The organism is Cohnella sp. OV330, assembly GCF_900112065.1.
In the GTDB taxonomy this organism is placed as follows: Bacteria; Bacillota; Bacilli; order Paenibacillales; family Paenibacillaceae; genus Cohnella.
Genome location: NZ_FOKE01000004.1, coordinates 272,651 through 291,608, shown reverse-complemented (window position 1 = coordinate 291,608; position 18,958 = coordinate 272,651). Strand labels below are relative to the sequence as shown.

Below are 18,958 nucleotides of genomic sequence, written 5' to 3'. Positions count from 1 at the left end.
TCCTAATCCCGAATGCTTCTTGCATTCGCACCGCCCTTTGTGGCGGTGTTTTTTTTTCTGTTTTTTAACGTTCGCAAGAAGTTAAATACATCTGTTTTTATTTTGTTTGGCGCGTTTGGGCTCGTTTAAACGACTTATTGAGAAATTTTTAAGGCTAATTTAATTCTTTACATGTGCGTACTATGATACAATGATGATATCTTATGTAAAAAACTGGGGATGCCATGATTATTTTGGCTGCAATCGCAACTTTATGTCCGAACGCCGGTATAACGTTATACAGGCTGAAGACGTCCCCCGGAAGGTGGAGGTCGCGTTAAAATGATGACCGATTCTCAACTGATTCGGGAAATCAAGGAAGGCAACGCGGAGCTGTATTCCGAGTTGATGGCCAAGTACCAGAGGAAGATCTTGTCTTTTATTTATCATATGCTGCGCGGCGCCAAACTCGAGATGATGGCCGAAGACCTGTGCTCCGAGACTTTTTACAAGGCTTATCGGAGCCTGCATTCGTTTCGGGAGGTAGACGCTTCGTTTTCCACCTGGCTTTATACGATTTCGCGCAATACGGTGCTGAGCGAGCTTCGCAAGCAAAAGGCGGCCCATTTGTCGCTCGACGATACGACCTACGTGCCGCTCGCTCCTTACGAGGCGGCGCCGGAGCAGACGCTGCTCCGCAACGAAAAAGTGGCGATGGTGCGCGAGGCGATCAACAACCTGCCCGAGAAGCAGCGATCCGCGCTGGTGCTAAGAGAGTATGAAGGGCTCGATTACCAGGAGATCGCGGGAATCCTCGGACAGACGGTAAGCGCGGTCAAGTCGCTGCTGTTTCGCGCGAGAGCCAGCGTGAAGATTCAATTGGAAAAGTACTTTCACGAGCCTGAGCCGGCCTTGATGAAGGTTTACGAGGAGTTGAAGTCAAGATGACCCTGACGTGCGGACACGTTCAGCAGCAGATGGAAGCGTATTGGGATCTCGAAGAGGGCGATCCGCGGCGGCGCGAGATCGACGCGCACGTGGCGGGCTGCCCGGCTTGCGCTGCCGAGTTCCGGTGGTGGGAGGAGAGCGCGGCGCTCATTCGCGAGGTTGCGCTCGAAGAGTCCGAGTCGGTGCCCGCGCAGGCAGCCCAGGCGGTAAACGCCAGCGTGATGAGCCGAATTTACGCAGAGGACGGCTGGCTGCTGCCGCCTGCGCGCAGGGCTTACACGTTCACCGGACCGTTCCGTCGAAGGGTCGTCACGATCGTCGCCTGTCTACTGGCGTTATGCGGCAGCGGAATTTTGCTCACGCTTTACGACCGCATGCACGCGGACCGGACGCAGTCGGCGAGCATCATGGAAGCGGCCGGCACGGGCGACATGCACGGGGCGCTGCAGATCGATATGCCCGTGTCCCGCATGAGCGATCCGTTCGTGCTGAATTCGTCGCCGGCGATGCCCGGCTATTGGATTATGCTGTCGGTACTCGGCATTTTAACGGCATTTCTCATCGTAAATTGGTATTCGAGGTTGAAAAAAGCATGAGCGGCAGAATGAAACTAGGTTTGGTAAGACACGGCGTCACCGCTTGGAATATAGCCGGCCGGATACAAGGCGCAACGGACATTCCGCTGAGCGCGGAGGGCGAACGTCAAGCGCTTCTGCTGGCGGACAGGCTTCGCCGGGAGCCGGCGACCTGGGACGGCATCGTCAGCAGCGATCTGATGCGCGCGAGGCGGACGGCGGAACTGATCGCGGAGCGGCTGGAGCTGCCGCTCGTCAGCGACGCCATGCTGCGTGAACGAAGCTTCGGCGAAGCGGAGGGCACGACGGAGGACGAGCGGGTGGCGAGGTGGGGCGCCGATTGGCGCGGACGGGTTCCCGGCCAGGAGTCGGATACGCAAGTGAAAGCCAGAGGCTTGGCTTTCGTAGAGGCGTTCACCTCGCGACATCCGGGCGAGAGCTGGCTGGTCGTGACGCACGGCAGCTTTTTGGCGCAATTGCTGCAGGCGCTCGACAGCGGCGTTGACGACAGCCGAATCGCGAACTTGTCTCTGACGATTTTGGAGCGCGAAGACGGCGGCTGGGTGCCCACGCTGCACAATTGTACGGCGCACCTGGGGATGGCGTGAACCGCTTTTCGCGCGGCCTCCCTCGCGCATGTCCTTGCTAGATTCGGTTGGAAGACTTGACTGCTGCTCGCGAAGATGTCGATGTGTCGCAAAGCCCTTATCTATATGATTGAAGCCGACCGGCAGATCCCGGTCGGCTTTTTTTGCGCGGGCTAGCAGGAAGCCGCGCACGTTTAAATGCGGGGTATCGCGACGATACTGCTCCTATCAGCGGTTTAGGAGGGATCCCGATGAATCTGGCGGACATGCTCAGTTATGCGGACATCGCGCAGTTGTCCGGCATCGCGGAAGTCTATCAATGCGAATGCAGCAGCCATTCCAAAAACGAGCTGATCCAATCGATCTTGAGCGCCGTGCAGCGGCGCGAAGTGCTGGCGCGGCGCGTCGAAGAGATGAGTCTCGGCGATCTCCGGTTTTTGAACTCCCTTCTTTTCGAAAAGCGGGCGGCCTACAGTCTGGAGGACTTGACGGCTAGAGCCGCGCTCGCGGCCGATCCGGCGCCTCCGCAGGCGGCCGATGCCAAGCAGCAGGCGCAGATCGGCGCGGCTAAAACGAGCGGCGTTGCCAACGGCAACGGCCCGGCCTCTAATCGCGCGGCTTCGGGCAGCCGGAAAAAAGCAAAGCCGCCGGAGGAACCGAAAAGCCCGGTTGACGAACGAAGAAGCGCGATCGCGAGGTTCAAGCGCTACGGCTGGCTTTTCGGAGGCATCACGCAGCAGACGCGGTATTTGTTCCATGTGCCGGAGGACGTGAAAAAAAAGTTGTGCGATGCGATCGAAGACCAGTTTCGCGGGGGCATCGCGCTTCGCGACGAACCGCCGGCGTACCGCGACGAGCGGGGCATGATGGCCGGAGACCTTGTCCGGATGCTCAAGTTCGTCCGAGACCACGATACGCCGCTCACCGCCGAGGGCTACCTCTATAAGAGGCAGCTGCAGCAACTGCTGGACACGTTCTCGGTGTTGGAGCAGGCGCCTGCGAAGACCGCATTCCGCTTCGGGTACGGCCGGCGCTTCAAGGAATATCCGGAACGCTTCTCCTTGCTCTACGACTATGCCTACTATTCCGGCTTGCTTCTTGAAGAGGAGGGCGAGCTACGGCTCTCGGAGCGGGGGCGGGAGATGGCGGACGGCAATACGTCTTGCGATCCCGCGGATTTGTACCGGTTCTGGCTGAGGCTCTACAAGCTGCCCGTCCCGAATCTGCAGGCGCTGGCGCAATGGGTCATGCGGCTGTCCAGGCATTCGTGGGTAACCGTCGCTTCGCTCGGCGCCACGCTGCTGCCGCTCGTGAAGCCCTACTATTACGACACGGAAAAAAGCGTGTTCGAACAACGCACCTTGGCGATGATGCTTCACCTGGGGCTGCTGAGGCTCGGAGAGACGGCGGAAGGGGAAGCGGTCGTAACGATGACGCCGCAGGGCGTCGTGCTCGTCGCCGGAAGCGAGATCGGATTCGAGGATTCGCTGCCTTGGTCGTACGGCGCAGTTTGACAACGGACGGATTCCTGCCGTTCGTGCGCGTTTTGAAGGAGCTGGATTTGGAACGGAAGCGAAGGTCGGCCAATCACGATGCGGCTGAGGCCGCTAAATAAGCGCGAGGCATACGGTAAACGCCGGAAGACTCGCGAACGATCAGGAGGGCAACCCATGGACATTAGAATCGCATACGAGACGATGCTCGGCCTCGCGGCCGAGATGACGCTTGACGAGGCGCTGCGCAAATACCGCAAGGAGCAGTTATACGGCGAGATCGACCACGCGCTCGAAGAAGGAGATTCCGAATCGTTCCTGCGGTTGACCGAAGAGCTCAAGGCCATCCTCCATTAGGAGCGGCCCCGTTTATCACGCAGGCTCGCCCGCGCGCCGGGACGAGCCTTTTTTTGCTGGCCGGCAAACGGATTAAAAATGGCTTGCAAGCGCGCCCGAATCGGGTAGGATAGAGGAAGCATACGGAAAGGAAGGAAGTCGAAGCGATGAGATTCAGCGAATTTGACGAAGACAACTGGGGCGACCTGCAGCCTTATCTGGACACCGCGCTGCTGCCCGTAACGGGACTGCTCGGCGGCGAGGCGCCTCCGTCCGCGGCCGAACTCGTCGGCACGGCGGGGGACTGGCTGGCGCCGATCGAGTCGGCGTTCAAGGGCAGGACGGTCACCTATCCGGCCCATCATTACATAGGTCCGGGCGACGAAGCGTCGCTCGACGCGCTGTGTACCCGGCTCAAATCGGGCGGCTTCAAATTCGTCGTCGTCGTGTCCGGCAAGCCCGGCTGGGACGCGACGCGCGTGCCGTCGGCGGATCTATTCGCCAGTCCGACTGGCGAAGAGAGCGTCCCGGACGCGGAAACGCTGAGGCGAAGCGTGTCGGAAATGTGGAAACGTTCGCCGCAGGCGTGAGGCGAGTCCGGGCCGCGGTCTGTATAGGATCGATGGAACGGGGCATAACAAAAGCATGTTCGCCCTCGGTTAAATGTGACAAAATGACAACATTTTAGTTCGCGCAAAACCGAGATGTGTCCAAATCGGGAACGGGCATTCTTGACGCTCTTTGACACGTGGGATATTATAGGTATGTCCTTGTGAACAAAAGGTGAAAGTCCGTATCGGACGCGATTTTGGTGGGCAAAGGGGGTAGAAAAAATGGACCACAATCAGCAGCATGAAACCTCGCATAAGCCGATCAAGCGCAATGAAATGACAAGACGTCAATTTCTATCTTATACGCTCGGCGGAGCCACGGCATTCATGGCGGGCGGCGCAATCTTGCCGATGTTGCGCTTCGCTGTAGACCCGCTTCTGCAGAAGAAGGCTGAGACCGCTTTCGTTAAGGCCATCGAGGAGAAGGACGTGACCAAGGAGCCGAAGAGTATCGACTTCAAGGTTCACCAGGTCGACGGGTGGTACGAGAGCGACCCGAAGCTCCAAGCTTTCGTAGCGAAGGACGACAGCGGCAAGATTTTCGCATTGTCCCCGGTATGCAAGCACCTGGGATGCACGATCAGCTGGAGCGGCGAAGAAGCTCCGAACCTGTATCACTGCCCTTGCCACGGTGCAAGATACACGAAAGACGGCAAAAATCTCAAGGTGGCGCCGAAGCCGCTTGACGAATACCAAGTAAAGATCGATAAAGGCTGGGTATATCTCGGACCGCTGGAATCGAACACACGGGTATAGAAGGAGGGCGTCTCGTCCATGTTTAAAGGCATGTATAACTGGATTGACGAACGTCTCGACGTTACGCCGATGTGGAGAGATATCGCGGACCACGAGGTGCCTGAGCACGTTAACCCGGCTCACCATTTCTCCGCGTTCGTATATTGCTTCGGCGGACTGACGTTCTTTATTACCGTCATCCAGATCCTCTCGGGGATGTTTCTAACGATGTATTACGTGCCGGATATCATCAACGCGTATTACAGCGTCGACTATCTGCAGCACCAAGTCGCCTTCGGCGTTATCGTCCGGGGCATGCACCACTGGGGCGCCAGCCTCGTTATCGTCATGATGTTCCTACATACGCTTCGGGTCTTCTTTACCGGCTCCTACAAGGCGCCGCGCGAGATGAACTGGGTCGTGGGAATGCTGATTTTCTTCGTCATGCTGGGACTGGGCTTCACCGGTTACCTGCTTCCGTGGGACAACAAAGCATACTTTGCAACCAAGGTAGGCATGGAGATTGCGGGTTCGGTCCCGTGGATCGGCGGATATATCAAGGAGTTGCTGGCCGGCGGCACGATCGTCGGCGCGCAGACGCTGACTCGATTCTTCGCGATTCACGTGTTCTTCCTGCCCGGCGTGCTGCTCACGCTGCTTGCCGCACACTTCTTCATGATTCGCAAACAGGGCATTTCCGGGCCGCTGTAAGAGAGAGGAGTGGCAAGCATTGGCACATGGTAAAGGCAATTCTAACGAGAAGATCGTATTCGTAGGCGACTCGCGCATTCGCAAGCCGCACCCGGACAAGCCGGCTCCGCCGGACTACACGGCGTTTCCCGGCAAGTCCGAAGCGTTCATTCCGAACTTCCTGCTGAAGGAATGGATGGCGGGCGTCGTCGTGCTCGTAGGCTTCCTGACGCTGACGATCGCGGAGCCCGCTCCGCTCGGCTATCCGGCGAACCCGCTTAACGGCGCGTTCATCCCGATGCCGGACTGGTACTTCCTTTTCATTTATCAGCTGCTGAAGTACCCGTACACGTCCGAGAACTACATCGTGCTCGGTACGATCGGCATCCCGGCGATCATGTTCGGCGCCCTGTTCCTCGCTCCGTTCCTCGATACGGGCAAGGAGCGCCGCTTCTATCGGCGGCCGATCGCCTCTGCGCTCATGTTCGTCACGTTGATCGCCAGCGTCTACCTGACTTGGGTGTCGTGGCATCACTATACGAAAGAGCTTGAAGCGAACGGCACCATCCCCGAGCATATTGAGCGGGAGATGAAGTCCGAAGAGCAGATCGCAGAAGGCAAGGGCCGCTTCATTTACGGCAAGGAGAAGGTACCGGCGCTGGTCGCGCCGGAGGACGAAGCGTTTTCCGTCACGATGAAGGCGCAGTGCATCGCATGCCACGGCACCGAGCTTCAAGGTCAGGTCGGCCCGATGCTGGCGGGGATCGGCGATACGCTGAACCACGATCAGATCAAAGAGATCGTTACCAACGGTAAAGACGGCATGCCTGCCTTTAAGGGTACGCTGTCCGACGAAGAGATCGACAAGGTCGCGACTTGGCTGGCGAAGCAGAAGGCCGCAACCGAATAAGACATACGATCAAAGGGCCTGACCGGCATGGTCAGGCCCTTTTCCAGATTTTTGAGATGGCCGAGGTGCATGGATGGATCCGAACGTTTTGCTGTCGCGCCGATTTTTGACGCAGAATTGGATGATGACGCTGCTCATGGTCTTTTATGTTTTCGGGACGATTTACGGTTATTATTGGTACAAAAATCAGCTGGTCGACACGATGCAGACCCATCCCGCATGGCAGATTCCTTTCGTGCCCGACAGCCCGACGGCGTCACTGTTCTTTACGTTCGCGGCGTTGTGGCTATGGCTATCGCCATTTGGCAAAGGGGAAAGCAAGCTTGCGAGAGGCGCAAGGGGCGTCGTAGAGGCGCTTGCGGTCGTTACTTCCATTAAATACGGCGTATGGGCGACGGTGATCATCTTCGCTAGCGCCGCTTATGGCAGCCCGATCGTTTGGCAGGATTGGATGTTGATCGCTTCGCACCTGTCGATGGCGGTATGCGCAGTCGTGTACGGCAGATTTTTCTTATACGGTACGATCGCCGTCGGGATTGCGGCCGCGTGGACGCTGCTTAACGATACGATCGATTACAGCTTCGGCGTCTATCCGAGCCTGCCGCAGTCGCTCGACGATCGGCTGCTCGGCGTCTCGATCTTTACCTTTGCGCTGACCGTCTTCAGCGTCGGCGCAGCCGCGATCGTATCATTCGCGAACCAACGCGCCAGACGTACGAGCGCGGTACGGGGCGAGGTCTAGAACCGGACATCCCTTCATAGCTATTAGTGGAGGGATGTCCATGTCGACGAACGGTATACGCATTCGCATGTCGCGCCGCGTGATCGTGGCTGCGGTATTCATTTTGTGGCTTGAAGCTTTGCTGGGCGGACAAGCCGCAGCGTCCGCAAGCGCGGCGGCTCCGCGAGATCCAGTCGATGCGTTCCGCTTGACGGCGGAGACCCTATATAGATCCGTCAGCGCCGGCGATCCGCTCGTCGTGCTCCGAAGCGTCACGCAGGCAGAAGAAGCGCTGCTTGCGATCCCGCCTGAAAGCCTGCCTGCGCCGGAGAGCGCGGCGGCGCTAGGTTCCGCTATGGAAAGGATGCGGCGGGCGGTATCGGCGCTGTCGCCGGATGCGGAAGAGGTATATGGCGCATCGGCATCGCTGAGGCTGGCAGCGGACGCGGTGTCTTCGCGGGGACAAGGGCTATGGCTGGAATACAGGAGATTGATGCGCGAGGATACGGCTGCGCTTCGGACCGCGATCTCAACCGTGGGAGGCGGGGCAAATCTCGATGCGTCGGAGCGGCTCGCGTCGCTAAGCGGACATTACCGCCTCATTCGAGCGGCCGTCGTCGCCACGGGAAGGGCGGAACAAGCGGAACGCGCCGATGCCGTCCTGCGCTATGCCGGACGGATCCTGTCGGCAGCTTCGCCAGACCCGTCGCTTGCGGCCAAGCTCGCGCCGCAGATCGGGGCGGCGGTCGAAGATCTTTACCCGCCTGCTGCGGAGGCGCCCGCTTCCGGACCGCTCGCAGCGGCGCCGCCGGCCGGATTTTTCTCGGCGATCGGCGCTTTTATCCTCACGGTGCTGACATATTCCGGATGGCGCAAATACCGCGGCGAGCAGCGAAAAAAATAAATGAGCTCATTCTTCCCTGAAGCCTTCGCCTAACACGTCGTGCACGTCGGCGATGACGATAAAAGCCTGTCTGTCGTGCTGACGGACGAGGCTTTTTAATTTGCGAACCTCGAACCGGCTGACCACGCAATAAACGGCCATTCTGGCTTCGCCCGAATAAGCGCCTACCGCGTTCATGAGGGTGACGCCGCGTTCGAGCTCGCTCGTGATTTGCTTGGCCAGCTTTTCGGGCTCCCGGCACAGGATCGTGAAGGCTTTGGCGGCATAAGCCCCTTCCTGCACGAAATCGATGACCCGGGCGGATATAAAAACGCTGACGAGCGTATATAGCACCTTTTCCTTCGGAATGAAGATGAGCGAGGTGCCTAGAATGACGACGTCCATGAGCAAAATGAATTGGCCCATGCTGATCCCGCCCCGGCGGTTCGCGATCCGCGCGATAATATCCACCCCGCCCGTCGTGCCCCCGGAGTAGAAGACGAGTCCCAGTCCTGCGCCCAGCGTCACGCCGGCATATAGCACGACGAGGATGAAGTCCTGCTGCGTCGTAAAAGGAGTTAGCCAGCCGTGATCGACCATCGCTTGCCAGAGCCATAGAAATACGGACAACGATAGCGTTCCGCCGAATGTATACACCATCGCCCGGAAACCGAGCTTGCGCCAGCCGAGCCAGAATAGAGGCAAGTTGAGAATAAGCGTCGTGAGCGAAGCGGGCAGGCCCGTCGCATAGAGCAACAAGATGCCCACGCCCGTCACCCCGCCCTCCATGAGCCGGTTCGGCACGATAAAATATACGATCCCGAATCCGTAAATCGCGGTGCCGAGCAGCAAAATGCTCCATGTACGGACCGAAGCCCACAGCTTTTGCCGAGTCATGCGCAATACCTCCATGCTGAAATTCATTTGATTTTTGCAGACATCTTAAGCTAACATAAGAAGAAACCGATGGAAAGGACCGTACACGTGGCCGAATCCAAAATCGCGGACCTTGTTCTCGCCGAGCGGCATCTGTCCGACATACAGCGAGACGTCGACGCCTATATTACGCAGTTCAAGGAAGGTTACTTCTCGCCGCTGGCGATGCTGGCCAGATTGACCGAAGAAGCGGGCGAGCTGGCGCGGGAAGTCAATCACAAATACGGCGAAAAGCCGAAAAAGGCGGACGAGGCCGACAATTCCATCGAGATGGAGCTTGGCGACGTCCTGTTCATCGTCCTGTGCTTTGCCAACCGGGAAGGGATCGACCTCACCCGGGCCATCGAACGCGTCCTGCACAAGTTCGGCACGCGCGACGCGGACAGATGGACGAAGAAGCACACGGATACCCCGTAGATACATATGCTGTATCATCCCCAATTCGAGGAGGATGGTACATGTGAAGGACGGGGAAACTTGCTTGCGCCGCGCCTACGAAGCCATCCTGGCCTCGGACTTCGAAGCCGCGGTCGATTGGTTCCGGCAGGCGGTGGAGGCGGAGCCGGACAATGCTTCCTACTATTATAAAGGCTCCATCAGCCTCGCGCGGAGCGGGAAGCTCGACTTGGCGCTCGATTATGCGCGCAGCGCCGTGCGGCTCGCCCCGAGGGAGGCCGACTATCGCCTGCACCTCCGGCTGGTCGAAGGGAGGCAGCTCGCCCGGCAGGCCAAGGCGCTGCTGGCGAAGCCGCAGCCCGAGCCGGATACGGCCATCGAGCTGCTGCAGGAGGCTGTCGAGCTCGATCCGCTCGACGCAGGCGCGTATTTGCTGCTCGGCATCGCGTGCAGGCTCGCGGGCGAGCTCGACCGGGCGATCGAAGCGCTGCGAACCGCCAAGGAGATGAATCCGATGCTGATTGAAGCGGGCAGACTGCTTCGAGAGACGAAGATGGAGCGCGCGAGGCGCTGGCGGCTCATTTATACTCACTATACTAGACGAAGGAACAGGTGATCGCGGATGTCGCAGCAAATCAAAGTCGCCGTAGCAGGCGCGGCGGGAAGAATGGGACGCGAAGTCGTCAAAATGGTGCTGGAGGATCCGACGCTCACGCTCGTAGCCGCGATCGGCCGATCCGCGTCCGGCGAGGATGCGGGTCGGCTCGTCGGCCTGCCCGAAGCGGGCGTCGTTTTGACCGACGACTTGGAGCGGTCGCTTCGCGACAGCCGGCCGGACGTGCTCGTCGACTTCACGAACCCGAAGTCCGCCATGCCCAATACGATGACTGCGATCAAGCTCGGCGTCAGACCCGTCGTCGGGACGACCGGCTTTACGCAGGAGCAAATGGACGAGATCGACCGCGAGTGCCGCGAACGCGGCATCGGCTGCCTGATCGCGCCGAACTTTTCGATCGGCGCCTTGTTGATGATGAAGTTCGCCGCCGAAGCGGCCAAGTATATGCCGCATGTCGAGATCATCGAGTACCACGGCGACCAAAAGCTGGACGCGCCGTCCGGCACCTCGATCAAGACCGCGGAGCGAATCGCAGAGACGCGGCGCGAGCTGCGCCAAGGCAATCCGAACGAAGAAGAAGTCATCGAAGGCGCCCGCGGCGGTTATTTCGGCGGCTTCCGGATACATAGCGTGCGGCTTCCGGGCGTTTTCGCCCAGCAGGAGGTCATCTTCGGCGGGCACGGCCAGACGCTCAAGATCCGGCACGACAGCTACGACCGCGCGGGTTACATGCCCGGGGTCGCGACGGCCGTCAAGAAAATCGTGGACGTGACCGGCCTGGTTTACGGCTTCGAACATTTGCTCGACTGATTACTCGACGGATTAAATGGACTTTCACACATAAATATCCCGCTCCCGGGAGAGGAGACGCGGTTCAACGATGCTGAATATCGCACTGATCGCACACGATCGCAAAAAAGACGAGATGGTGAACTTCGCCATCGCCTACGAGCATGTTTTTAAACCTCACAAGCTGTACGCGACCGGCACGACCGGCGGGCGTATCATGGAAAATACATCGCTGCAGGTACACAGGTTCGCTTCGGGGCCGCTCGGCGGCGACCAGCAGATCGGCGCGATGGTCGCGACCAACGAAATGGACTTTATTATCTTTCTTCGAGATCCGCTCATGGCCCAGCCGCACGAACCGGACATCATCGCGCTGCTTCGTCTGTCCGACGTGCAGGGCATCCCGGTAGCGACCAACGTCGCGACGGCGGAGCTGCTCGTCAAATGCCTTGAGCGCGGGGACTTCGCGTGGCGTGAGCTCGTACACAAGTACAAGCCCGGTATCGAGTCGTGAACGACGCCGTACAGCTTGATTTGCTCGTATTCGCGGCACATCCGGACGATGCCGAGATCGGGATGGGCGGCACGATCGCCAAGGCTGCGCGCGCGGGACGCCGCGTCGGCTTGTACGATTTGACCTTCGCCGAGATGTCGTCCAACGGCGATCCCGATACGCGCCAGCGGGAGGCGGCCAAGGCAAGCGAGCTGCTGGGATTGACCGTGCGGGGCAATCTCGGCCTGCCCGACCGCGGATTGAAGGCCGGCTCCGAACAGGTGGACAAGCTGGTCGAAGCGATACGCCGGCATCGTCCGCGGGTCGTGTTCGCGCCTTATTTCGAAGACCGGCATCCGGATCATACGGCATGCAGCCGGCTTGCCGAAGAAGCGGCGTTCAACGCGAAACTGCGTCGCTATCGGCCCGAATGGGAAGCATGGACGCCGGACGCTTTTTGTTACTATTTCATTAACGATATGCATACGCCGCAGCTGGTCGTCGATATTACGGAGTACCAGCCGATCAAGATGGACGCGCTGTCCGCTTACCGGTCCCAGTTCGCTCCGATGGAGGAGACGCCGGACTGGGTGCCGACGCCGCTCACGGCGGGCTACCTGGACAACGTCGCCGCGCGCGACCGGCTGTTCGGCGCGCCTCACCGCGTCGCCTACGCCGAAGGCTTCATTTCCAAAGGTTCGCTGAAGCTGGACGGATTTTAATACGCCTATAGGCATACATCACGATCGCCGGCGGTTCTCCTGCATGGATCTCCTGCTTGGATTCCTGCATGGCAGGCCGCCGCTCACGCTCGGGAAGAAGGGACTCGCAAATGTTCAGACCGCTTAAGATCGGCATTACTTGCTATCCTTCGCTGGGCGGCTCGGGCGTCGTGGCTACCGAGCTCGGCAAGCTGCTCGCGGAGAAGGGACACGAGATTCATTTTATTACGCAAAGCATGCCTTTTCGGCTCGGAAAGTTTCAGCGCAACATTTATTATCACGAGGTGGAAGTGTCGGACTATTACGTTTTCCGATACCCGCCTTACGATCTGTCGCTCGCCAGCAAAATGCACCAGGTCGCGAAGCTGCAGGAGCTCGACCTGCTGCACGTTCACTATGCGGTGCCGCATGCGATTTGCGCGCTGCTGGCCAAGCAGATGTCAGGCGGCAAGCTGAAAATCGTCACGACGCTGCACGGGACGGACATCACGGTGCTGGCGCAGGACGAAACGCTTAAGGACATCATCCGGCTCGGCATCGGAGCCAGCGACGCGGTCACGGCCGTCAGCCGGGATCTGATCCGCGAGACGCAGGAGCTGCTCGATATAAGGACGCCGATCGAGTTGACGTACAATTTCGTGGATAAACGCGTATATTATCCGCGCGAAGTATCCGATATGCGCAAGGATTTCGCGGAGCCGCACGAGAAAGTGCTTATGCATATTTCCAACTTCCGGCCCGTCAAGCGAACGTCGGACGTCGTGGACATCTTCGCGAAGGTGCACGCGGAGCTGCCCGCCAAGCTGCTGCTCGTCGGAGAAGGACCGGATCTGCCCAAGATTCAGTCGAAAATCCGGTCGATGGGACTCGAACATCGCGTCCATTATCTGGGCAAGCAAGACGATGTCGCCGAAGTGCTGTCGCTCGCGGATCTCTTGCTTCTTCCTTCGGAAAAGGAAAGCTTCGGTCTCGTCGCGCTCGAGGCGATGGCCTGCGGGGTGCCGACGATCGGCTCGACCGCCGGCGGCATTCCGGAGCTGGTCGTCAGCGGGGAGACGGGTTTTCTCGCTCCGATCGGACATACGTCGGAGATGGCGGCGCATGCCGTGCGGCTGCTCTCGGACGAAGCGATGTATGCGCAGTTCAGGGAAGCTTGCCTAATGCGCTCTCGCACGCAATTTTGCAACGATCTGATCACCGCGCAGTACGAGAAAATCTATTACGACGTGCTGGGCATTCCGGCCCCGATCACCGAGCCGGCCTGCGAACCTCGCTGACCAAGGCGGTGGATCGCCGGAAGGCGGATCCCGGCCGATAAGAGGAGGGATCCGCCTTGATGATCTACGAAGGCGCGCAATGGGAAGCGGGACTTGAAGTGCTTCACGCCTTGAACCGAGCGGGCAGCGAGGCGTATTTCGTCGGCGGCTGCGTCCGTGACGCCTTGCTCGGGATCGAGGCTAGCGATATTGATATCGCGACGTCGGCCGATCCCGGCGAAGTGCTGCGTTTGTATCCGGATGCGCTGCCGACGGGCCTGAAGCACGGCACCGTGACGGTTCGCCGTTCGGGCTTTTTTTTTGAAGTGACGACGTTTCGCCAGGAAGCCGGCTACAGCGACGGCAGGCGTCCGGACGACGTTTTTTTCGTGCGGGACGTCCGGGAAGATCTCGCCCGGCGCGATTTTACGATCAACGCGATGGCGGCGGGCGCCGACGGGACGATCGTCGATCCGTTCGGCGGCATGGACGATCTGCGTGCGCTAAGGCTGCGGGCAGTCGGCGAACCGGACCGACGGTTCGACGAAGACGCGCTGCGGATCGTCCGCTGCGTACGCTTCGCGTCCCGTTACGGCTTAGCCGTCGACGCGCCGACCTGGGCAGGGGTGCTCGCCTGTCGGGACAAGCTTCGGCTCGTCGCGATGGAGCGTATCGGCGCCGAGCTCGACAAGATGATGGCCGCCGGCGATCCCGGCCGCGCGTTCGCGCTGCTCCTGACCGCTTCGCTGCCGGAGCGGTTCAAGCAACCGCTGCCGGAGGCGTGGTTGGCGCGGCTTAGGCAGATTGAGGGAGCGGCCGGCGGCGCCGACGACGCGCCGATCGTGACGTCAGCCACGATGCGTACAAGGCTCTCGCGGTACTTGCCCGAACATACGGAGGCCGATCTGCGATGGGCGGCGTTGTTCCTCGCAGGCGCGGCTCCGGAGGAAGCGGAGGAAGCCATGAAGCGGCTACACTTCGCAGGGAAAAGAATCAAGCGGATCAGCGACCTCCTTCGCTTGCACAGGGGCTTGTCTGCGGGATCCGATCCGAAGGCGTGGCGCCGAAGCTGGACGATCGGGGTGCTTGACCAGGGTACCGCGGCCGCGGCGGACTGGCAAGCGCTATTCGATTCGCCGGATGTCCGTGCGGCGTTCGGCGTGCCAGGCGAGCTGCGGGCGGCCGCGGCCGGATGGATGGCTGCGATGCCCGCGGTTCGGGTCGCCGACCTCGCGCTGCGGGGCGACGAGCTGGCGGAGGCCGCCGGCAGGGCGCCGGGGCCTTGGATCGCGGTCGCGCTGCGGCAGCTGCTCGAACAGGTCGCGATGGGGACGCTGGAAAACGATGCAGAGACGCTGCGGGTCGCCTTTTTAAGGGATCAACAGGAGAGTTAAAAGACTTGAAGCCGCCGGAAGCGCAGGTGGCCACAAACTGGGAAGCTGAAGCGTCATCGCCTCTCGTAGTGATGGGAATGGCGCGGATCCAGGGAACTGGAGCGTCATCGCCTCTCGTAGTGGAGGGGATGGCGCAGATTCAGGGAGCCGGAAGCGTCATCGCCTCTCGTAGTGGAGGGGATGGCGCGGATCCAGGGAACTGGAGCGTCATCGCCTCTCGTAGTGGAGGGGATGGCGCAGATTCAGGGAGCCGGAAGCGTCATCGCCTCTCGTAGTGGAGGGGATGGCGCGGATTCAGGGAGCCGGAGCGTCATCGCCTCTCGTAGTTCGTCGTGGTTCAACAATCGAGCCAACATGGTCCGGACAGGAAGGGGAGCATCCATGGAACAATCGCAGCTGTTGACGCTGCTTGAAGGCAAGCGTGACGCGTTCGTGTCCGGCGAGGAGATCAGCCGGCTGCTTGGCGTGAGCCGAACCGCCGTATGGAAGCAAATCCGCAAGCTAGAGGCCGAGGGGTTCGCGATCGAAGCCGTGCCTCGCAAAGGCTATCGTCTGACCGGTAGGCCTTCCCGCTTGAATGCCGCAGAACTCCAGAGCAAGCTCGGGACTACGGCTTTCGGCAGGCATCTGCATATTCGCGAGGTCGTCACTTCTACGCAGGACGTACTGCGCGAGCTCGCGGAAGAGGGCGCGCCCGAAGGGACGCTCGTCATCGCCGAACGCCAGGACAACGGCCGGGGACGCATGGGCCGCTCGTGGGTGTCGCCGCCCGGACGCGGCGTATCGATGAGCCTGCTGCTCCGCCCGGACGTTCCGCTGCAGCTGGCGCCCCAGCTTACGCTGCTCGCCGCAGTGGCGCTTTGCCGAAGCCTCGGTCGCGAGACCGGCCTGCCGATCGGGATCAAATGGCCGAACGACCTGCTCGTGGACGGCCGCAAGATCAGCGGCATCCTGCTGGAGTCGGCCACCGAGGACGAACGCTTGCGATATGTCGCGGTCGGACTCGGCATCGCGGTGAATCTGGATGCCGACGATTATCCGGAGGAGCTGCTGGCGCGCGCGGTCTCTCTGAAGATGGCGGCCGGGCGCGCGTTCGACCGTACGGCGCTGATCGCCGCCGTGCTGCTCGAATTCGAGCAGCTGTATGCCGTGTATAAGGAGCGAGGCTTCGAGCCGATCCGCATCCTTTGGGAGACCTATTCGGTGACGTTGAACCGCACGGTTTCTTTGAACGCCGGACATGGATTTTTCGAAGGCGTGCCGAGAGGCTTGGACGAGAGCGGAGGACTGCGCGTCGAGCTGCCGGACGGCGGCGTGCGCACGATCTATTCGGCGGAGATCGGCGATGCGGCGCCGCTGCCGGACGCCAAGGGCTAGAACGGTCGTCAAAGGCGTCGATCGGAGGAATCGGGCCGTTTACGGCCCTCGCCCTCTCTGTTATAATATAGCTCTCGGGCGGTATCATGACGAACCGCACTGAGAGACATGCTAACCAATGACGAGCTTTACCGAAAAGAACCGAATACCCGTGATGATTCGCGGCGGATTCTGCTCTGAGCCCAAGGGACCGAGACAGAAGGACGTGAAGCGTTCCTGCTGAATGGACACCTTCTTTGCTCATGGGCAAACGAAGGTTTTTTTGCGCGCTCGGATGGCTGGCCGCCCACAGGAGGGAGCTTAAGCGACATGAGTCAACCGTTAACGCCGCCAAAATTGAAATCGATGAAAGCCCAGGGTTCGCCGATCGCCATGGTGACCGCCTACGATTACCCCTCCGCAAGATTGACGGAGGAAGCCGGGGTGGACGTTCTCCTCGTCGGAGACTCGCTCGGCAACGTCGTGCTCGGCTATGAGACGACCGTGCCGGTGACGCTCGAGGATATGATCTACCATACGAGAGCCGTCGTTCGGGGCGCTCCCCATACCATGATCGTAACGGACATGCCGTTCGCGACCTACCGCGGGAGCAAGGAGCAGACCCTCCGCAATGCCGCACGGCTCATGCAGGAGGGCGGCGCTCATGCAGTGAAGCTCGAAGGCGGAGCCGAGCTCGCGGACGAGATCGCGCTGCTCGTATCCGCAGGCATACCCGTGATCGGCCACCTGGGGCTTACTCCCCAATCCGTGCTGCAGATCGGGGGCTACAAGGTGCAGGGCCGCGACGAGGCGGAGGCCGCGCGGCTGCTGGCCGACGCGAAGGCGCTCGAGCAAGCCGGCGCAGCGGCCGTCGTGCTCGAGCTGGTCGTCGAGCCCGCGGCTGCGGCCGTATCGCGCGCGCTGTCGATCCCGACGATCGGCATCGGCGCCGGACGGGGCTGCGACGGTCAGGTTCTCGTTTATCACGACCTCATCCGATACGGCTCGGGCATCCGCGACAAACGGTTCGTAAAGGCCTACGCCGACGTAGGCGAGACGATACGCGGGGCCGTTTCACAATACGTAAACGAAGTGAAGACTGGACGGTTCCCGGAAGAAAATCATGCGTTCCCGATGCAGGCGCAGCCCAAAGAATCGCCGAATACCAAACTGTACGGAGGCGAATCCCAATGACGGCAACTTTAACTTCGACGCCCGCGGTCGTCCGTACGATCGCGGAATTGCGCGCCGCGATTCGCGCCTATCGGGCGGAGGCCGGCGCGACCGCATCCGTCGGCTTCGTGCCGACGATGGGATTTTTGCACGAAGGCCATGCGAGCTTGATCGGCAGATCCGCCCAAGACAACAGGCTGACGGTGCTTAGCATTTTCGTCAATCCGCTTCAGTTCGGTCCGAACGAAGACTTCGAGCGGTACCCGAGGGACGAGATCAGAGACCTGGACGTAGCCGCCCGCGCGGGCGCGGATATCGTCTTTATGCCTAGCGTCACCGAGATGTACCCGACCCAGGCGGCGACGCAGATCACCGTCTCGGGGGTCACGGAACGCCTGTGCGGGGCGAGCCGGCCCGGACACTTCGACGGCGTCGGGATCGTCGTGACCAAGCTGTTGAACATCGTGCAGCCCGACCGCGCGTACTTCGGCCTGAAGGACGCCCAGCAGGTCGCCGTCGTCGAACGCATGGTCGCCGATCTCAACCAACCGGTCGAGATCGTACCGTGCCCGATCGTCCGAGAGACGGACGGACTGGCCATGAGTTCGCGCAACGTATATCTGTCGGCCGACGAACGGCGCGAAGCGCTCGTGATTTCCCGTACGCTGGCCAAGGTGCCGGCCTGGATCGATTCGGGCATGAACGCAGCGCAATTGACGGCGGCCGTGAGGGAAGGCATCTCGGCTTCTCCTATCGCCGATATCGACTATGTCGAGACGCTGACCTATCCCGCGCTGCAGCCGCCCGCACCGGACGCCGCCCTGTCCGGTTCTAACGAGCGAATCATCGTCGCGGCGGCGGTCCGTTTCGGACGTACGCGCCTTATCGACAATATTCTGATTTCCCTTCCGGAGGCGCAGCCATTATGATGAGACAAATGATGAAGTCCAAGCTCCACAGGGCGACGGTGACCGAAGCCAACCTGAATTACGTCGGCAGCATCACGATCGATGAAGATTTGCTGGATCTGGTCGATATTTTGCCGGACGAAAAGGTGCAAATCGTGAATAACAACAACGGCGCCCGGTTCGAGACCTATACGATTCCGGGGCCGCGCGGTTCCGGCGTCATCTGCCTGAACGGCGCCGCGGCCAGGCTCGTACAGCCCGGAGACAAGGTAATCATTATCGCTTATGGATACATGGAAACCGAAGAAGCGAAGCGGCACAAGCCGAAGGTCGCCATATTGGACGAAGGCAACCGCGTCGTTCAAATGATGGCGCAGGAGCCTCATTCGACCGTCGTCTAAGGCGTATGAAAGGCCTCCGGCAAACGCAGAATGAGCAATACAATTCTTCT

General features: G+C 60.4%; 23 protein-coding genes. 22 read left to right on the top strand and 1 reads right to left on the bottom strand.

Going from position 1 to position 18,958, the window contains the following annotated elements:
- The first annotated feature begins 324 nt into the window (after positions 1 to 324).
- From BM235_RS11220 to BM235_RS11170, 11 genes are all read left to right on the top strand, one after another.
- Positions 325 to 927, top strand: a complete 603-nt coding sequence (locus BM235_RS11220) for an RNA polymerase sigma factor (RefSeq protein WP_090113550.1) — start codon at positions 325 to 327, stop codon at positions 925 to 927.
- Positions 924 to 1,523, top strand: coding sequence for an anti-sigma factor family protein (locus BM235_RS11215; RefSeq protein WP_090112799.1), 600 nt, complete (start codon positions 924 to 926; stop codon positions 1,521 to 1,523). The genes BM235_RS11220 and BM235_RS11215 overlap by 4 nt, the downstream gene beginning before the upstream one ends.
- Positions 1,520 to 2,110: a histidine phosphatase family protein gene (locus tag BM235_RS11210; protein ID WP_255374314.1), complete on the top strand. Its 591-nt coding sequence runs from the start codon at positions 1,520 to 1,522 to the stop codon at positions 2,108 to 2,110. The genes BM235_RS11215 and BM235_RS11210 overlap by 4 nt, the downstream gene beginning before the upstream one ends.
- 230 nt (positions 2,111 to 2,340) lie before the next feature.
- Entirely contained in the window at positions 2,341 to 3,603 is a 1,263-nt protein-coding gene (locus BM235_RS11205) for a hypothetical protein (protein WP_090112789.1), read from the top strand.
- 156 nt (positions 3,604 to 3,759) lie between these two features.
- Positions 3,760 to 3,939: an IDEAL domain-containing protein gene (locus BM235_RS11200; protein WP_090112787.1), complete on the top strand. Its 180-nt coding sequence runs from the start codon at positions 3,760 to 3,762 to the stop codon at positions 3,937 to 3,939.
- Positions 3,940 to 4,085: 146 nt separating this feature from the next.
- Positions 4,086 to 4,508, top strand: coding sequence for a DUF2487 family protein (locus BM235_RS11195; protein ID WP_090112785.1), 423 nt, complete (start codon positions 4,086 to 4,088; stop codon positions 4,506 to 4,508).
- A gap of 243 nt (positions 4,509 to 4,751) precedes the next feature.
- Positions 4,752 to 5,285, top strand: coding sequence for a ubiquinol-cytochrome c reductase iron-sulfur subunit (locus BM235_RS11190; protein ID WP_090112783.1), 534 nt, complete (start codon positions 4,752 to 4,754; stop codon positions 5,283 to 5,285).
- 18 nt (positions 5,286 to 5,303) lie between these two features.
- A complete protein-coding gene (gene qcrB, locus BM235_RS11185; protein ID WP_090112781.1) occupies positions 5,304 to 5,975 on the top strand; it encodes a menaquinol-cytochrome c reductase cytochrome b subunit in 672 nt (223 codons plus the stop codon).
- A gap of 19 nt (positions 5,976 to 5,994) precedes the next feature.
- Positions 5,995 to 6,864: a menaquinol-cytochrome c reductase cytochrome b/c subunit gene (locus tag BM235_RS11180; protein WP_090112779.1), complete on the top strand. Its 870-nt coding sequence runs from the start codon at positions 5,995 to 5,997 to the stop codon at positions 6,862 to 6,864.
- 73 nt (positions 6,865 to 6,937) lie between these two features.
- Entirely contained in the window at positions 6,938 to 7,606 is a 669-nt protein-coding gene (locus tag BM235_RS11175) for a DUF1405 domain-containing protein (RefSeq protein ID WP_090112777.1), read from the top strand.
- A gap of 40 nt (positions 7,607 to 7,646) precedes the next feature.
- Complete coding sequence (locus tag BM235_RS11170) at positions 7,647 to 8,489, top strand: sporulation protein YpjB (RefSeq protein ID WP_158543735.1); 843 nt, start codon at positions 7,647 to 7,649, stop codon at positions 8,487 to 8,489.
- A 6-nt stretch (positions 8,490 to 8,495) separates the two neighbouring features.
- Here the strand turns inward: BM235_RS11170 and BM235_RS11165 are convergent, their stop codons facing one another.
- Positions 8,496 to 9,365, bottom strand: a complete 870-nt coding sequence (locus BM235_RS11165) for a YitT family protein (protein ID WP_255374313.1) — start codon at positions 9,363 to 9,365, stop codon at positions 8,496 to 8,498.
- 69 nt (positions 9,366 to 9,434) lie between these two features.
- On the opposite strand from BM235_RS11165, the gene BM235_RS11160 reads away from it, so the two are divergent.
- The 11 genes from BM235_RS11160 (at position 9,435) to panD (ending at position 18,908) form a co-directional block, all read left to right on the top strand.
- Entirely contained in the window at positions 9,435 to 9,821 is a 387-nt protein-coding gene (locus tag BM235_RS11160) for a nucleotide pyrophosphohydrolase (RefSeq protein ID WP_090112771.1), read from the top strand.
- A gap of 43 nt (positions 9,822 to 9,864) precedes the next feature.
- Positions 9,865 to 10,416: a tetratricopeptide repeat protein gene (locus BM235_RS11155; RefSeq protein WP_158543736.1), complete on the top strand. Its 552-nt coding sequence runs from the start codon at positions 9,865 to 9,867 to the stop codon at positions 10,414 to 10,416.
- A 6-nt stretch (positions 10,417 to 10,422) separates the two neighbouring features.
- The gene (gene dapB / locus BM235_RS11150; RefSeq protein ID WP_090112767.1) at positions 10,423 to 11,226 is read left to right on the top strand and encodes a 4-hydroxy-tetrahydrodipicolinate reductase; all 804 of its coding nucleotides are present in this window, start codon (positions 10,423 to 10,425) and stop codon (positions 11,224 to 11,226) included.
- Positions 11,227 to 11,296: 70 nt separating this feature from the next.
- Positions 11,297 to 11,719: a methylglyoxal synthase gene (locus BM235_RS11145; protein ID WP_090112765.1), complete on the top strand. Its 423-nt coding sequence runs from the start codon at positions 11,297 to 11,299 to the stop codon at positions 11,717 to 11,719.
- Positions 11,716 to 12,420, top strand: a complete 705-nt coding sequence (bshB1, locus tag BM235_RS11140) for a bacillithiol biosynthesis deacetylase BshB1 (RefSeq protein ID WP_090112763.1) — start codon at positions 11,716 to 11,718, stop codon at positions 12,418 to 12,420. The genes BM235_RS11145 and bshB1 overlap by 4 nt, the downstream gene beginning before the upstream one ends.
- Positions 12,421 to 12,530: 110 nt before the next feature.
- On the top strand, positions 12,531 to 13,697 hold the full coding sequence (gene bshA, locus BM235_RS11135) for an N-acetyl-alpha-D-glucosaminyl L-malate synthase BshA (RefSeq protein WP_090112762.1): 1,167 nt from the start codon (positions 12,531 to 12,533) through the stop codon (positions 13,695 to 13,697).
- A gap of 59 nt (positions 13,698 to 13,756) precedes the next feature.
- A complete protein-coding gene (locus tag BM235_RS11130; protein ID WP_090112761.1) occupies positions 13,757 to 15,070 on the top strand; it encodes a hypothetical protein in 1,314 nt (437 codons plus the stop codon).
- A gap of 381 nt (positions 15,071 to 15,451) precedes the next feature.
- A complete protein-coding gene (locus BM235_RS11125; protein ID WP_090112759.1) occupies positions 15,452 to 16,447 on the top strand; it encodes a biotin--[acetyl-CoA-carboxylase] ligase in 996 nt (331 codons plus the stop codon).
- Positions 16,448 to 16,756: 309 nt separating this feature from the next.
- The gene (panB, locus tag BM235_RS11120; RefSeq protein WP_090112757.1) at positions 16,757 to 17,620 is read left to right on the top strand and encodes a 3-methyl-2-oxobutanoate hydroxymethyltransferase; all 864 of its coding nucleotides are present in this window, start codon (positions 16,757 to 16,759) and stop codon (positions 17,618 to 17,620) included.
- Positions 17,617 to 18,528, top strand: a complete 912-nt coding sequence (panC, locus tag BM235_RS11115) for a pantoate--beta-alanine ligase (protein ID WP_090112756.1) — start codon at positions 17,617 to 17,619, stop codon at positions 18,526 to 18,528. Before panB ends, panC begins: the two co-directional genes overlap by 4 nt.
- Positions 18,525 to 18,908, top strand: a complete 384-nt coding sequence (gene panD, locus BM235_RS11110) for an aspartate 1-decarboxylase (RefSeq protein WP_090112746.1) — start codon at positions 18,525 to 18,527, stop codon at positions 18,906 to 18,908. Before panC ends, panD begins: the two co-directional genes overlap by 4 nt.
- Positions 18,909 to 18,958 lie beyond the last annotated feature (50 nt).